We start from the raw sequence: 14492 nt of genomic DNA on the forward strand, positions 1-14492 counted from the left end.
GCACGCGCGTCGGTCGGGGGCGTTCCGGCTTCTGCGGCCGGATGCGCCGGTGGTGGGGGTGCGTCAGGCGGCCTGCCGGGGGCGCCGCGTGCGTTCGGGCAGCAAGCCTTCGGGGCGGAAGCGGACGACCGCGATCAGCAGGGTTCCAATGATGATGAAGCGCAGCGCCGAGATCTGCGTGGGGGTGAGGAAATCGAGAAGCGGGGCAAGGAACCGCGTCCCCTCGTAGATGGCGGTCACGACCAGCGCGCCCAGAACCGCGCCCTTCATGTTCCCGGCCCCGCCGACGATCAGCGACATCCAGACGAGGACGGCGATCTGCGTGGTGAAGTTGTCGGGGGTGATGGTCTGCACGTAATGGGCATAGAGCGAGCCTGCGAGCGCCATGACCGCGCTGCCCAGCATGAAGGCCTGCACCCGGTAGGCGAGGACGTTCTTGCCGAGCGTGGCAGGCACGAGGTCATCCTCGCGGATGGAGCGCAGCACGCGTCCGAACGGCGCCCCTGCCAGCCGGTTCAGCAAAACGAAGGCCAGAACCGCGACCAGCACGAAGACGCCGAGGATGAACCACGCGCTGGCCTCCCGGCCCAAGCCGTCGATGACCGGGCGCGTCATGATGAGGAACCCGCGCGGGCCCCGCGTCAGCCAGTCCTCGTTGTTGAAGACGAGGCGCATGGTTTCGGCAAAGCCGAGCGTGACGATGGCTAGGAAATCCCCACTGAGCCGGACCGAGAGCAGGGACACCAGCGCCCCGGCGATGCCGCCGACGGCAAGGGCCGCCGCCATGCCAATCAGGATCGGCTGGCCCAGCGTCTCGGTGACAATGCCGCTGGTATAGGCGCCGACGCCGTAGAAGCCGACGACCCCGAAATTCATCAGCCCGGTTAGCCCGAACTGGATGTTCAGCGCCATCGCAAGGATCACATAGACCGCGGCGGTGGTCAGGATGGCAACGAGATAGGCGTCCATGGTCTATTTCCTTTCCACGATGCGGCCCAACAGGCCCTGCGGACGTACGAGCAGCACGATCGCGATGACGACGAAGCCGACGGCGCCCTTGTAGGGGGCCGAGAGGAAGGCGACGGTCAGTTCCTCGGCAAGGCCGATGATCACCGCCCCAAGAGCCGCCCCAAGGGGGGAGCCGAGGCCGCCGACGATGGCCGCCGCGATGACGGGGATGGCCAGCGCGAGGCTGAGATTCGGCTCGATCGCGAGGTCGAGCCCCACGAGCGTTCCGCTGAGGCCGAAGAGCGCGCCCGCCAGCAGGATGCCCGCCGCCTCGATGCGCGGCACGGGCAGCCCGCGGATGGAGGCGAGCGAGGGGTTGTCCGCCACCGCCCGCAGCGCCCGGCCCAGCCGGGTGAAGGTCAGAAGGGCGCCCACGGCCAGCGTCGCCACGACGGAGATGCCGATGACCCACAGCGTTTCGGGCGTGAAGCGCAGCCCGGCGAAGGTGAGCGGCGGAACCAGTGGCAGATCGAAGGCCCGGATCTGGGTGCCGAAGGCGAAGCGGATCACGTTGTCGAGGATCACCGACAGCGCGATCGACACCAGCAGCAGCGTGCCGCCGCTGCGCCCGCGCAGGGGGGCGAAGACCAACCGGTCGCTGAGCAGCAGAAGCGCGGCGCCGAACAGAACGGCGAAGATCCCTCCGGTCCAGATCGGCAGGCCGAGCGCGTTCATCCCCCAGGCGGCGAAGGCCCCGGTGGTCATGAAGGCGCCCACCGCGAAATTGGTGTATCGGAACAGCGTGAAGATCAGCGTGAAGCCGATGGCGGCGGGGGCAAGGATCGCCGCGCTGGCGATGGCGTTTATCAAAAGCTGCATCAGGCGTGATCTCCGAAGAACAGGGCCCCGAAATCGGGCTCGGCGGCGAGTTCGGACGCGGGGCCGGCGCGGCGCAGACGGCCATCGACCAGCACCACCGCACGGTCGGCGCGGGCAAGGGCGGCGCGGGCGTTCTGCTCGACGATCAGGATCCCGAGGCCGGCCCGGCGCGTCAGCGTTTGCAGCACATCCAGCATCTCGCCCACGAGGTTGGGGGAGAGGCCAGCCGTCGGCTCATCGACCAAAAGGATGGTCGGGCGCGACATCAGCGTCATGCCGAGCGCGGCCATCTGGCGCTGCCCGCCCGACAGGCCCCCGGCCGTCTTGTTCAGATAATTGCGCAGGGTCGGAAGCAGGGCGATCACCTCCTCCTTGCGGGCGGGGATGTCGTCATAGCCCCATGCGCTCGTCTCGAGGTTCTCCGCCACGGTGAGGGTGCGGAACACGTTGCGATCCTGCGGCATGAAGGCGACGCCGCGGGTCGCACGCTCGAACGGGGAAAGGGGGATGAGATCCGTGTCGTCCACCGTCAGGTGGCCTTGCGTGACGCGGGCCACGCCTGCGAGGCTTTTGAGCAGCGTCGATTTCCCGGCCCCGTTCGGGCCGACCAGCGTCACGATCTCGCCGGATGCGACCGAGAGGGTGATGTCGCTCACGATGTTCGCGCCGCCATATCCGGCGCAGAGGTTCTGAAGGTGCAGCTGGGTCATGCGGCCTGCCCCAGATAGGAGTCGATCACCGCCGGATTGCGCGAGACGTGATCGAAGCTGCCTTCGGCCAGCAGCTCGCCCGCGGCCATGACGACGACGCGGCTGGTCAGGGCGCGGATGAAACCGACATTGTGCTCGATGATGAGGAATGTCTTGCCGAGGTCGCGGTTCAGCTTCTGCACGATCACGATGATCTCCTCCACGAGGTGGGGGGCGACGCCGGCCGCGATCTCGTCCAACAGGATGGTGTCGGCCCCGGCCATCAGCGCGCGGGCGAGTTCCAGAAGCTTCTTCTGCCCGCCCGACAGGGTTCCGGCCAGCTTCGCCTCATGCGGGGTGAGGGAGACGAGATCCAGCATCTCGTAGGCGCGTTCGGTTAGACGCGCCTCGGCCTTGCGGACCGCGCCGGGGCGGAAGAGGGCGCTTGCCATATGCTCGCCCGGATGGTCGGCGGCGGCGAGGAGGACATTCTCCAGCACCGACATCCGGTCCAGCTCCCGCGAGAGTTGGAAGCTGCGGACGATGCCGCGCCGCGCCAGTTTGTAGGGCGGAAAGCCCGTCACATCGCTGCCATTGACGCGCAGCTTGCCCCCGTCCGGGCGCAGCACGCCCGAAATCAGATTGAACATGGTCGTCTTGCCGGCACCGTTCGGGCCGATCAGCCCCATGATCTGCCCCGTCTCCACCTGAAAAGAGACGTTGTTGACCACCGTGACGCCGCCAAGTTTCTTGGTCAGGCCGTCGACTTCGATACGTACAGGTTTCATGTCACCTCCTTGGCGGCCTTCGGGGCCGTGCCGGAACCGCTGGGGGCGGCCGCGATCCGCTGCTCGATCAGGTCGGTCAGCATGTCGATCACCGCGGCCTCCTTGGCCTTGTCGGGTTCGATATTGTTCTGAAGCCGCAGCCCCCGCAGCGTGGAGACGGTGAACGTCACCACCACGCGCAGATCCTCTTGGGGCAGGTTCGATCCGGACAGCGCCCGGATGCCGAATTCCTCGTAGGCGTGGAAGAGTTCGGTCAGGATCTCGTTCACGGCCGATCCGATGCGGGTCTCGGTCCGGCCCAGCACCACGAGATCGAGCATCGTGACGAGCGCGTTCGGCGGGAACACCTCGTTGTACAGCGTCATGACATAGCTGCGGACATCGGCGCGCCCCGAGGCGACATCCTCTGCCTGACGGATCACGACATCCTTTGCGCGAGCCCAGAAATGGCGGGCGGTGTCGATGATGAGATCATCCCGCGTGGGGTAGTGATGCAGCATCGCCCCGCGCGAGACGCCGCAATATTCCGCAACGGCCTTGCCGGAAGCTGCCTCGACGCCGACCTCGGCGATGATCTTTTCGGTCGCCGCGCGCAGGCGGGCCCGCATCGCCGCGCCCTTCAGTTCCCGTCCGTCCTTGATGGTGCTCTCGTCGTTCATCGTTCCGTCCGCCTTGTCTTGTGCCCAGTGGGGCGGCGGCGGCGGGGTGGTTCAAACAAAAAACAGTCTGGACTGTTTTTTTGTTTGCGCGATGCAGGCGGTGCGCGGCGATTGGGCAGATTTGGTGGGCAGGGTGGGAAAACTGGGCGATCTGGATGAGACGAAGATAGCCACCCTCAACCCCGGCCATAGCGCATACCGCCACCGGGGTGGCTACGGGCGTTGCAAGGTTTGCGGGGGCGAAGGGGCGACCGCCGAGGCCGGTCAGGCTTCCGAGCGGGGTATCGGTCGTGCCGCCAACCCGGCGGTTTCCAGATGATCCAGAAGCGCAGCCTCGACCGGGGTCATGTGGCGTTCGGCATCGACCAATGAGAACACGTCGATCAGCGGGGCCGGGGCGGGCGCTTGGATCGGGATCTGCCACAGCCGCGCACCATAGCGCAGGGCATGGCCGCGCGCCATGCAGCCGATGGCGGTGCCATTCTCGATCAATTCCGACAAATCATCCACGCCGGTGGCGGCGGCGATGAAGCGTTCGCCGACCCCATGGCGAACCCGCCAGAGCGCCAGTGCGGACAAGGCCCCGGCCATGCGGTCCTCCTCATAGCCAACCACGTCCGAGGCGGCCAAAGCCGCAGGGTCCACGGGGGATTGCCGGAACAGCGGGTGGCGGGGGCCGCAATAGACGCCGAATTCCTGCGCCTGCAAGGGCTGGGCCCGCAGCCGCAGGATCGCCGGGTCGATCTGCGTGCAGAATCCGACCGAGGCGACGCGCTGTTGCAGCGCCTGCGATACCTCGTGGCACGAGGACGAGCGGATGGAGAGGGTGACCCTCGGATGTTGCTGGCGGAACTCCTCGAACACCGGGGTGATGTGGTCCATCTCGAGATGCGACGAGCGATAGATGACAACGTTGCCCGACAGCGACTGCCCCGCATTGACCGTCAGGTCGTTCAGCCGCACGACGCCGCCATAGATCTCCAGCGCCTCGCGATAGACGAATTCGCCCGCGCGGGTGATGACGAAGTTCTGCCCGCTTCCGCGTTCGACGAGGCGCAGTTCCAACCGCTCCTCCAGCCGCCGCAGGGCGGCCGAGACCGAGGGTTGCGACACGCTCAACCGTACCGCCGCCGCCGTGATCGACCGTTCCTGAACGATGACCATATACGTGCGCAGCAGGTTCCAATCGAGTTGGACCGCCAATCGGTCGAGCTGAAAGCTCATTCGTCTCGTGCACCTTTCGTCTGATCCGCGAAGTGGCACCGCGCCTGCCGGTCGGGGCCGAGGGGAACCGGGGCGGGGGGCACGGTATCGCAGGTCCCCTTTTCAGCAATAGGGCAGCGGGTGTGAAAGGCACAACCCTTCGGGACGTTGGTCGGGCTGGGAATATCCCCGGTCAGGCGGATGCGGTCGGGGCGCTTCACCGCCGAAGGCACCGGCACCGCCGACAACAGCGCGCGGGTATAGGGGTGGCGGGGATCCTCGAACACCTGCTCCACCGGGCCTTCCTCGACGATCTTTCCCAGATACATGACCGCCACGCGGTCGCACAGAAAGCGGATCACCGCGAGGTTGTGCGAGATGAACAACTGCGTCAGCGACGGACGCGTCAGCCGCAGATCCTTCAGCACGCCGAGGATCTGCGCCTGCACCGATACATCGAGCGCCGAGGTCGGTTCGTCCAGCACCAGCAGGTCGGGATCCAGCACCAGCGCGCGGGCGATGCAGACGCGCTGCTTCTGCCCGCCCGACAATTCATGCGGGAAACGGTCGTGGAATTGCGGCGGCAGACCCATCGAAACCAGCATATCCGACACCTTGGTGTGCAGGGCGGCGCCACGGAGGTCGGTATTCAGGATCAGCCCTTCGGCCACGGCGCGGCGGATCGTCATGCGGGGGTTCAGCGACGAATGCGGGTCCTGAAAGATGATCTGCGCCTTCCGCCGCAGGGTCTTCATACCCCTCTGGCTGAGCTTGCGCACATCCACGTCGCCGATCCTGATCTCGCCCGAGGTCGCCGGGACCAGCCGCAGCAGGGTCTTGCCGACCGTCGTCTTGCCCGAGCCGCTTTCGCCCACCAGCCCGACGGTTTCGCCCGGCTTCAGGGTCAGCGACACGCCGTCCACCGCGCGGACCACATGGCCGGCGGGGGTCGGGAAATGCACGTCGAGGTCGCGAATGCTCAACATGTCAGTGCTCATGGGCGGGGACTTTCATCGGGGCTTCGTCGAACAGGGTGCAGGCGACCGTGTGATCCGGCGCCACATGCCGGAAGGCGACCGGATCGGCGCAGGCCGCATGCGCGCTTGGGCAGCGTTGGGCAAAGCGGCATCCCTGCGGCGGGTGCAGCAGGTCCGGCAGGGTGCCTGGGATCGAGGCCAGCCGCTCCACCCGTTTGAACGGATGGGGCAGGGCCTCGAGCAGGCCCTTGGTGTAGGGATGCGCCGGGGCCTCGAAGACGCGGGCGATGGGCGCGTCCTCGACGATCTTGCCGGCATACATCACCGCCACCCGCGAACAGGCTTGCGCCACCACGCCCAGATCGTGTGAGATCATGATCATCGTCAGCCCCATATCCTCCACCAGCTCGGCCATCAGGTCGAGGATCTGCGCTTGGATGGTCACGTCCAGCGCGGTGGTCGGCTCGTCCGCGATCAGCAGCTTGGGTTTGGCCGCCAGCGCCATGGCGATCAGGATGCGCTGCCGCATACCGCCCGAAAGCTCGTGCGGATAGGCGGCGAACTGGCGGGCGGGATTGGGCAGGTGGACCTTTTCCAGCATGTCCAAGGCGATGTCACGAGCCTCGGCCCGCCTTACCTTGCCGCCCGATTGCGCGCGGATCGCATCGGTCAGCTGCGTGCCGATGCGGAACACCGGGTTCAGATAAGTCATTGGGTCTTGGAAGATCATCGCCACGTCCTTGCCCCGGACGCCGCGAAGCTGACGGTCGGACAGGCCCAGAAGCTCGCGCCCGTCCAGCCGGACCGAGCCGGAGGTGATCCGCGCCGGCGGGCTTGGAACGAGGCCGAAGGCGGCGCGGGTCAGCACCGACTTGCCGCAGCCGGTCTCTCCCACCAGCCCCACAGCCTCGCCGGCGGACAGCTGAAGGTTGACCTTGTCGATCGCGTGGTAGGTGCCGTCGAACGTGTCGAAGACCAGCGAGAAATCCCGGATGTCGAGAATTGGAGTGCGTTCCATCATCGTTGCCTCGGATCAAGGACGTCGCGCAGGCCATCGCCCATCAGGTTGAAGCCGAGGACGGTGAAATAGATCGCCAGCCCCGGAAACAGCGTGCACCACCACCAGTTCGGCAGGTACGAGCGCCCGGTCGAGACCATCGCCCCCCACTCGGGATAGGGCGGCTGCGCGCCCAGCCCCAGAAAGCCGAGCGAGGCCGCGCCGAGGATCGCCAGCCCCATATCCATCGACGCCTTCACGATGATCGGCGAGAGGCAGTTGGGCAGGACATGGACGAAGACCACCCGCAGGGGGCCTGCGCCCAAGGCGCGGGCGGCGTCGACATAGGTCTCGTTCCGCTGGCTCAGGGTCTTGGCCTGAACCAGCCGGACATAGCCGGGCCACCAGACCAGCGCCAGCGCCACCATGGCGTTGCCGATGCCGGGGCCGAGCGCGCCGACGATGGCGATGGCCAGGATCAGGCCGGGGATCGACAGGAAGATGTCGGTCACGCGCATGATCACCTCGGGCAGCCAGCCGCTGGTCATCCCCGCGATCATGCCCAGCGGCACGCCGATCAGGATGGCGATGCCGGTGACGGTCAGGCCGATCTGCAGGGTCGTGCGCGCGCCGATCAGCACCCGCGACAGGATGTCGGAGCCCACCTGATCGGTGCCGAACCAATGCTCGGACGATGGCGGCAGCAACTTGGCCGAGAAATCGACCGCGCCATAGGCGTCTTCGGGATAGGGGGCCAGCAGCGGGCCGAAGGCGGCGATGCCAAGGAACAGCACGACGATCACCAGCCCGACCATGGACGAGAAGCTGCGTGAATAGGTGCGGATCAACCGGCGGGTTTCGCGGTATTTCATGCGTTGGGGGGCGGCTAGCGTCGCGGTGGCGGAACTGGCGGATGTCATGTGCTCTACCTCAAACTTGGTTGCGCACGCGCGGATCGAGCACGGCATAGGCCAGATCGATCAGCAGGTTCGTGAACATGAAGGCCGCGCCCAAGATCAGCGTCACCGCCATGATCGGCTCGAAATCCGACGAGACGGCGGCCTTGGCGGCGTAGAGCCCGATGCCGGGAAAGTCGAAGACGCCCTCGACCAGCACGGTACCGCCCAGCATCCAGCCGAAGCGCAGGCCGATCATCGCCAGCGTCGGCAGGATGGCGTTCTTCAGCGCATAGACCGCGATGATGCGGAAGGGGCCGATGCCTTGCGCCTTGGCATTGATGACGTAATCGCGGCCCAATACCTCCAGCATCTCGGCGCGATTGACGCGGATGATCGCGGCCAGCGCCGGCAGGCTCAGCGCGGCGGCGGGAAGGACCATGTACCAAAGGGCAGTCAGGGCGGTGCTCGGGTCGCCGTTTAGCAGCGCATCGACGGTGATCATCCCGGTGAACTGTGGCGGAACGTCGTCGAAGACCCCCAGCCGACCGCCAAGGGGAAACCAGCCGAGCTGCAGCGCCAGATACCATTGCAGCATAAGGCCGAGCCAGAACATCGGCAGCGCCGCACCGGACACGGCGATCAGGCGGATGCCGTGGTCGGGAAAACGGTTCTGCCACACGGCGGCCAGCACGCCCAGCGGGATGCCGACGATGATGGCGATGGTGATCGCAAAGAAGACCAGTTCGACCGTGGCGGGCAGGAATTGGGCGATGTCGCGCGCCACGGCGCGGCCGGTATAGACCGAGGTGCCAAGATCGCCGCGGGCAAGCTGGCCGATATACATGGCAAAGCGCAGCGGCAGCGGCTCGTCGAACCCGCGGGCCTCGCGGATCTGATCGACCATCTCTTGGGTGGCGTCGGGACCGGCGGCAAGACGCGCGGGATCGCCGGGCGCGATGTTGGCAATGGTGAACGTGACGACGGCGAGGCCCAGCAGCATCACCACCATCAATCCCAAGCGCTTGAGTATCAGTCTTGTCATCTCGGTCTCAATTCCGGAGGGCAGGCGGCCCCTGCGGGCCGCCGGGCGGGGATCAGGGCTGGATGTAGATCGGGTAGAAATCGATCTCGGCGGACATGCGGATCGGGGTATCGACGAACCCCTTCACATAGTCGCGGTGGGCGAACTGACGCATCCGCAGCATCCCGAAGATCTCGGGCTGGATATCGACGATCTTCTGCTGGATCTCGGCATAGATCGGTGCGCGCTCGTCCCAGTCCGACAGCTTGCGCCCTTGGTCGATCAGCGCCGTCAGTTCGTCATCCTCGATGAAATGCGAGCCATAGTACTTCCCGTGCGAGATCGGGTGATACTGGATCGCCACCGCATCCGGGTCGGTGGACACGGGCGTCGCGAACACCGCCATCAGGTCCGGGCTGGTATCGGGGCTGGAGGCACGGGCCACCATGTTCGCCCAAGTCAGCGGGACCATCTCCAGATCGATGTTCAGATCCTTCAGGCTGTTCAGCAGCGACAGGCCCATCTGGCGTTGTTCTTCGAGGCCCTGCACATAGACGTATTCCAGAGTGATCCCGCCATCGGGCCAAGGCGTCTTGGCCAGATATTCGCGGGCCTTGTCCATGTCTTGGCGCGGCATGTCGATATCGACCTTGCCCTTGATCGCATCGGCGAAGGGCGAGGTCTGAAGCGTCGCCTTGCCGTTGTAGATCTGCAGCAGCGTGTCGTAATCGAATGCATAGGCCACGGCCTTGCGCAGGTTGATGTCGTGCATCTTCTCGCCCTGCGTGTTGATCTTCAGACCGAAGGTCGCCAGCGTCTGCGAGGATGTGACCTCGATATCGGGACGTTGGGCGACGACGTCGAATTCCTCGGGCGTCAGATCGCTGACGAGGTCGGCCTCGCCCGACATCAGCGCCGCACGCTGGGAGGAGCTTTCCTGAATGATGCGGTAGATCACGCCGCCCATATCGTCCGAGTCATACGGGAAGCCCTTCCAGTAATCGTCGTCGCGGGCCAACCAATAGGCGGTGCCCTGGTCGAAACGCTCCATCGTGAAGGGGCCGGAGCCGGCGTCATGCTCCGCCAGCCATGCTTTGCCATAGTCGCCATCCACCTCGTGGGCTTCGACTTGGGCAGGGTTCACGATGAACCACCACGGCAGGAACGACAGGAACGGCGCATAGGCGCGGTCCAGCGTGAATTCCACCGTATGCTCGTCCAGCGCCTTGATGTTCTCGGGCCGAAGGATGTCCGACAGCATCCAAGAGGCGCCCTCGTTCAGTTCCAGAACCCGCTTGTAGGAATAGACGACCGCCTCGGCGGTGACCGGGTCGCCGTTGTGGAACGTCGCCTCGGGGGCCAAGTTGAACGTCCAGACGAGGCCATCGTCGGATGTCGTCCAGTCCGTGGCCAGCCAAGGTTCGACTTCGGGCGGGTTTCCGGTGTATTTCACGAGGCCGTCATAGAGGGCCAGCGTCATCATGCGGATGGAATAGTCGTAGGACTGGCCGGGGTCGATATGCGACACCGCTTGCCGGCTTCCCACCACCATCCAATATTTGCCGTCGCGCTTCTCGACGGCCGATGCTGGCGAGGCCAGCATGGCCAGAAGGGCCGCGGCCGAGGTCAACAGTTTGAAAGTCACGTCTGCTCTCCCGTCTACGGGGCCCAGCTGCGGGCCGATATCGGCGAGGGAAGCCCGATCTGACGAGCTTGCCTGCAAGACCCATCAATTCAGAACAGACCCTTCAGGAAAAACAGCAATTCCCGATGACCCATATCAGTCTGGGTTATGTTTCGATTTTCGGTCGCCCATAAGTTGAGCGGGCCGGGCCGAAACTGCCCGCTCTTTTCCCATCGTTCTGCGAACGTTCCGTGTGCGGCGGCCGCGGCATAGGCCCCAGCGATCTGCGCCATAGCAAAACGCTATTTGCGGAAACGGGGCGGGGAAGCGGAAATTGCACACAACGATGGCCCACCTTCGGGTCAATATGAGGTTTCGCGACCGTTCGGCGGTCGGTGCCCGTGCGAGAGGATGACACATGAACACCTTGGCCCAGAGGTCTCCCAGCCAGACCCACAGAACCCTGACATCCGATGACATCGAGGCGCTGGCGGTCGGCGCGTGGATCCTCGGGACGGGCGGCGGCGGCGATCCATACCAGAAGCTTCTGAACATGCGCCTCTTGTACGAGGCCGGGCGTCAGGTCACGCTGATGGATCCGCTGATGCTGGACGACAATGCGCTGGTGGCGGTGCTGTCGAACATGGGCGCGCCGCTGGTCGGGCAGGAACGCCTGTCGGACCCCGAATTCGCGCTGAAGCCCCTGCGCATGATGGAGGAATACCTCGGCCGCAAGTTCGACGCCGTCATGGCGTTGGAGATCGGCGGCGGCAATGGCGTGCACCCGATGATGGTCGCCGCGCTGACCGGTTATCCGGTGGTGGATGCCGACACCATGGGCCGCGCATATCCCGAGGCGCAGATGACCTCGGTCGCGGTGGCTGGGCTGCGCTGCTACCCGCTGACCATGGCGGACATCCGCGACAACGAGGTGATCATCCCCCGCGCCGCCTCGTGGCGGTGGATGGAGCGCATCTCGCGCAAGGCCTGCACCGAGATCGGTTCGGTCGCGGCCACCTGCAAGGCGCCCCGCTCGGGTGCGGAGGTCAAGCAGCACGGCGTTCTGTATTCGGTTTCGAAGGCGATCAGCCTTGGGACCAACGTGCTGAAGGCCCGGGCCGAGCATTCCGATCCGATCGAGGCGGTCCTGTCCTCGACCAAGGGGATGCGCCTTTTCGACGGCAAGGTGGTGGATATCGAACGCCGCACCACCGAAGGCTTCCTGCGCGGCCAGACGCGGATCGAGGGGCTGGACGGCTTTGCCGGCAAGGAACTGCTGGTGCATTTCCAGAATGAATTCTCGGTGGCCTATCTGGACGGAGAGCCGATCGTGATGACGCCGGATCTGATCTGTCTGCTGGACACGGTATCGGGCGACGGCATCGGCACGGACGCCTTGCGCTTTGGCCAGCGGGTCAGCGTGCTGGCGCTGCCGGCCCCGGCGGTTTTCCTCAGCGAAAAGGGCATCGCCGCCGTCGGCCCGCGGGCCTTCGGTTTCGATCTGGAATTCAAATCGGTCTTCGAGGAGTCTAACACATGAAACGCATCGGGATCGATGTCGGCGGCACCAACACGGATGCGGCCCTGCTGGATGGCGACAAGGTCATCGCGGCGGTCAAGACCTTCACCACGGCCGATGTCACGAGCGGCGTGCGCACCGCCCTGAAGGAAGTGATCGCCCAAGCCGGTGACGCCGCGCGCGACGTGGTGGCCGTGATGATCGGCACGACGCATTTCACCAACGCCGTCGTCGAGCGCCGCAACCTTGGCCGCGCCGCCGCAATCCGCGTGTCGCTGCCCGCCTCGGCCAGTTTGGTGCCGTTCTGCGATTGGCCGAAGGATTTGGCCGCGAAGGTCAATGGCGGCGTCTATCTGGTCGAAGGCGGCCATGAATATGACGGTCGCCCGCTGTTCCCGATGGACGAGCAGGCCATCGCCCGCGCCGCGCGGCAGATCGCCAAGGACGGGGTGAAGGCCGTGGCGATCTCAGCGACTTTCTCGCCGCTGACCGCAAGCTGCGAGGAGCGCGCGGCCGAGATCGTGCGCAACGAGGCACCCGGCGTCCATGTCACCATGTCCTCCACCCTTGGCCGCATCGGCCTGCTGGAGCGTGAGAACGTGGCGCTGATGAACGCCTCGTTGATCGGGCTGGCACAAGAGACGACGCAGGCCTTCGTAGATGCCGTGGCCGATAGCGGCCTTGGCGCGCAGCTGTTCATCACCCAGAACGACGGCACCGTGGTGCGGGCTGACGCGGCGCGCGAATATCCGGTCTTCTCGTTCGCCTCGGGGCCGACCAATTCGATGCGGGGCGCGGCGCTGCTGGCCGGGGTGGAAAACGCCATGGTCTGCGACGTGGGCGGCACCACGGCCGATATCGGCTGCCTGATCAACGGATTCCCCCGCGAGGCGAACAACGTGGTCGAGGTAGGCGGGGTGCGGACCCTGTTCCGCATGCCCGATCTGCTGTCCATCGCCGTGGGCGGTGGCACGAAGATCGGCCGCGATCCGGTGACGGTCGGCCCGGAATCGGTCGGTTATCGGCTGGGGCAAGAGGCGCTGGTCTTCGGTGGGTCGCAGATCACCGCGACCGACATCGCCGTGGCCGCCGGGCTGATGACGCTGGGCGATCCGTCCAAGGTGGCGGGCCTGCCGGCCGATTTCGTCAAGGCCGCGCTGGCGCGCATCCATGGCAGCATCGCCGAATCCGTGGACCGGATGAAGACCGACGCGACCGAGGTGCCACTGCTGGCGGTGGGCGGCGGCGCCATGTTGATCCCGCAGGCGGTGCCCGGCATCTCCGAGGTGATCCAAGTGGAACATAGCGGCGTGGCCAATGCCGTAGGGGCCGCCATGGCGCAGATTTCGGGCGAAACCGACCGCATCTACCGCGACATGGATCGCGACGATGCCATCGAAGAGGCTCGCAAGGCGGCCATCGCCTCGGCCATCGCGGCCGGTGCGGACGAAAAGACGATCAAGGTCATCGATATCGAGGATCTGCCTTTGTCTTACCTGCCGGGCCGGGCGATCCGCACCCGCGTGCGGGTGGTCGGCGAGGCGGCCGCGCTGACGCAAGAGGTCCCCGCATGACTCGGCCGGTCGTGGGCCTGCTGGTGGTCGGGCAGTCGCCCCGACCCGCCCTTCAGGACGAGTTCCGCCATGTCCTGCCCGAAGACGTGGCCGAGTTGAAGGTGATGGGCGCGCTGGACCATTTGGACGATGCCGGCCTTGCCGCCGCGGCCCCCACCAGCGACCGCGATACGCTTTATACCACGTTGCCGGACGGGCGCTCGATCCTCATCAGCAAGGCCGTCGTGACCGAGGGGATGCGCGACCGGCTGAAGGACATGGCGCGCGAGAAGGTGGACGTCGCCGTGATCGCCTGCACCGGCAAGTTCGCCGGGCTGGAAGCGCCGGGGGTGCATTTCGCCTCGGACCTGATCACCGGGGCGGTGGATGGCTGCCTGCCGGGCGAGGGGCGATTGGGGGTCTTCATCCCCACGCCCGCGCAGGCCGACGCTTGCTTGGCGCGCTGGAAACGGCCCGGCCGCACCTGTTTCGCCGTGCCCCTGCAGCCCGACGCGGACGAGGCGACGATCCGCGCCGCTGCGGCCGAGATGGCGGCACAGTCCCCCGATCTCGTGGTGCATGACTGCATCAGCTACACCCGCGCCAGCCGCCAGCTTGCCGCCAGCATCCACGGTGCGCAGGCGATTCTGGCGGCAGCCATCTGCGGACGCTTCGCCGCCGAACTTGCCGGGGCCTGAGCCTCGTTCCCCCATTTTTCGAACCTGAAAGCGATGAC

14 protein-coding genes are annotated in these 14492 nt (G+C 66.1%); 3 read left to right on the forward strand and 11 right to left on the reverse strand.

Features of this window, described 5'->3' with window-relative positions:
- Window positions 1-63: 63 nt before the first annotated feature.
- The 11 genes from GR316_RS02740 to GR316_RS02790 all read right to left on the reverse strand — a co-directional run bounded on the left by GR316_RS02740 (window position 64) and on the right by GR316_RS02790 (window position 10705).
- Window positions 64-969, reverse strand: a complete 906-nt coding sequence (locus GR316_RS02740) for a branched-chain amino acid ABC transporter permease (RefSeq protein WP_211784532.1) — start codon at window positions 967-969, stop codon at window positions 64-66.
- 3 nt (window positions 970-972) lie between these two features.
- A complete protein-coding gene (locus tag GR316_RS02745) occupies window positions 973-1827 on the reverse strand; it encodes a branched-chain amino acid ABC transporter permease (protein WP_211784533.1) in 855 nt (284 codons plus the stop codon).
- Entirely contained in the window at window positions 1827-2537 is a 711-nt protein-coding gene (locus GR316_RS02750; RefSeq protein WP_211784534.1) for an ABC transporter ATP-binding protein, read from the reverse strand. Before GR316_RS02750 ends, GR316_RS02745 begins: the two co-directional genes overlap by 1 nt.
- Window positions 2534-3304 carry an ABC transporter ATP-binding protein gene (locus GR316_RS02755; RefSeq protein WP_211784535.1) on the reverse strand — a complete coding sequence of 257 codons (771 nt, stop codon included), beginning with the start codon at window positions 3302-3304 and terminating at the stop codon, window positions 2534-2536. The genes GR316_RS02750 and GR316_RS02755 overlap by 4 nt, the downstream gene beginning before the upstream one ends.
- Entirely contained in the window at window positions 3301-3963 is a 663-nt protein-coding gene (locus GR316_RS02760) for a TetR/AcrR family transcriptional regulator (protein WP_211784536.1), read from the reverse strand. The genes GR316_RS02755 and GR316_RS02760 overlap by 4 nt, the downstream gene beginning before the upstream one ends.
- 264 nt (window positions 3964-4227) lie before the next feature.
- Window positions 4228-5187 carry a LysR family transcriptional regulator gene (locus GR316_RS02765; protein WP_211784537.1) on the reverse strand — a complete coding sequence of 320 codons (960 nt, stop codon included), beginning with the start codon at window positions 5185-5187 and terminating at the stop codon, window positions 4228-4230.
- Window positions 5184-6152 carry an ABC transporter ATP-binding protein gene (locus tag GR316_RS02770; protein WP_211784538.1) on the reverse strand — a complete coding sequence of 323 codons (969 nt, stop codon included), beginning with the start codon at window positions 6150-6152 and terminating at the stop codon, window positions 5184-5186. The genes GR316_RS02765 and GR316_RS02770 overlap by 4 nt, the downstream gene beginning before the upstream one ends.
- A 1-nt stretch (window position 6153) precedes the next feature.
- The gene (locus tag GR316_RS02775) at window positions 6154-7164 is read right to left on the reverse strand and encodes an ABC transporter ATP-binding protein (protein ID WP_211784539.1); all 1011 of its coding nucleotides are present in this window, start codon (window positions 7162-7164) and stop codon (window positions 6154-6156) included.
- A complete protein-coding gene (locus tag GR316_RS02780) occupies window positions 7161-8060 on the reverse strand; it encodes an ABC transporter permease (protein ID WP_249218801.1) in 900 nt (299 codons plus the stop codon). Before GR316_RS02780 ends, GR316_RS02775 begins: the two co-directional genes overlap by 4 nt.
- A gap of 10 nt (window positions 8061-8070) precedes the next feature.
- Window positions 8071-9081, reverse strand: a complete 1011-nt coding sequence (locus GR316_RS02785) for an ABC transporter permease (RefSeq protein ID WP_211784540.1) — start codon at window positions 9079-9081, stop codon at window positions 8071-8073.
- A gap of 52 nt (window positions 9082-9133) precedes the next feature.
- Entirely contained in the window at window positions 9134-10705 is a 1572-nt protein-coding gene (locus tag GR316_RS02790) for an ABC transporter substrate-binding protein (RefSeq protein ID WP_211784541.1), read from the reverse strand.
- Between the two features lie 397 nt (window positions 10706-11102).
- Here GR316_RS02790 and GR316_RS02795 point away from each other — a divergent pair, with 397 nt between their 5' ends.
- From GR316_RS02795 to GR316_RS02805, 3 genes are read left to right on the forward strand one after another with little or no spacing between them, the layout of a single operon-like run.
- Window positions 11103-12224 (forward strand): DUF917 domain-containing protein, encoded by a 1122-nt coding sequence (locus tag GR316_RS02795; protein ID WP_211784542.1) that lies wholly within the window; start codon window positions 11103-11105, stop codon window positions 12222-12224.
- On the forward strand, window positions 12221-13777 hold the full coding sequence (locus GR316_RS02800; protein WP_211784543.1) for a hydantoinase/oxoprolinase N-terminal domain-containing protein: 1557 nt from the start codon (window positions 12221-12223) through the stop codon (window positions 13775-13777). Before GR316_RS02795 ends, GR316_RS02800 begins: the two co-directional genes overlap by 4 nt.
- Window positions 13774-14454 carry an AroM family protein gene (locus GR316_RS02805; protein WP_211784544.1) on the forward strand — a complete coding sequence of 227 codons (681 nt, stop codon included), beginning with the start codon at window positions 13774-13776 and terminating at the stop codon, window positions 14452-14454. Before GR316_RS02800 ends, GR316_RS02805 begins: the two co-directional genes overlap by 4 nt.
- The last annotated feature ends 38 nt before the right edge of the window (window positions 14455-14492 follow it).

The organism is Falsirhodobacter algicola (assembly GCF_018279165.1).
Classification (GTDB): Bacteria; Pseudomonadota; Alphaproteobacteria; order Rhodobacterales; family Rhodobacteraceae; genus Falsirhodobacter; species Falsirhodobacter algicola.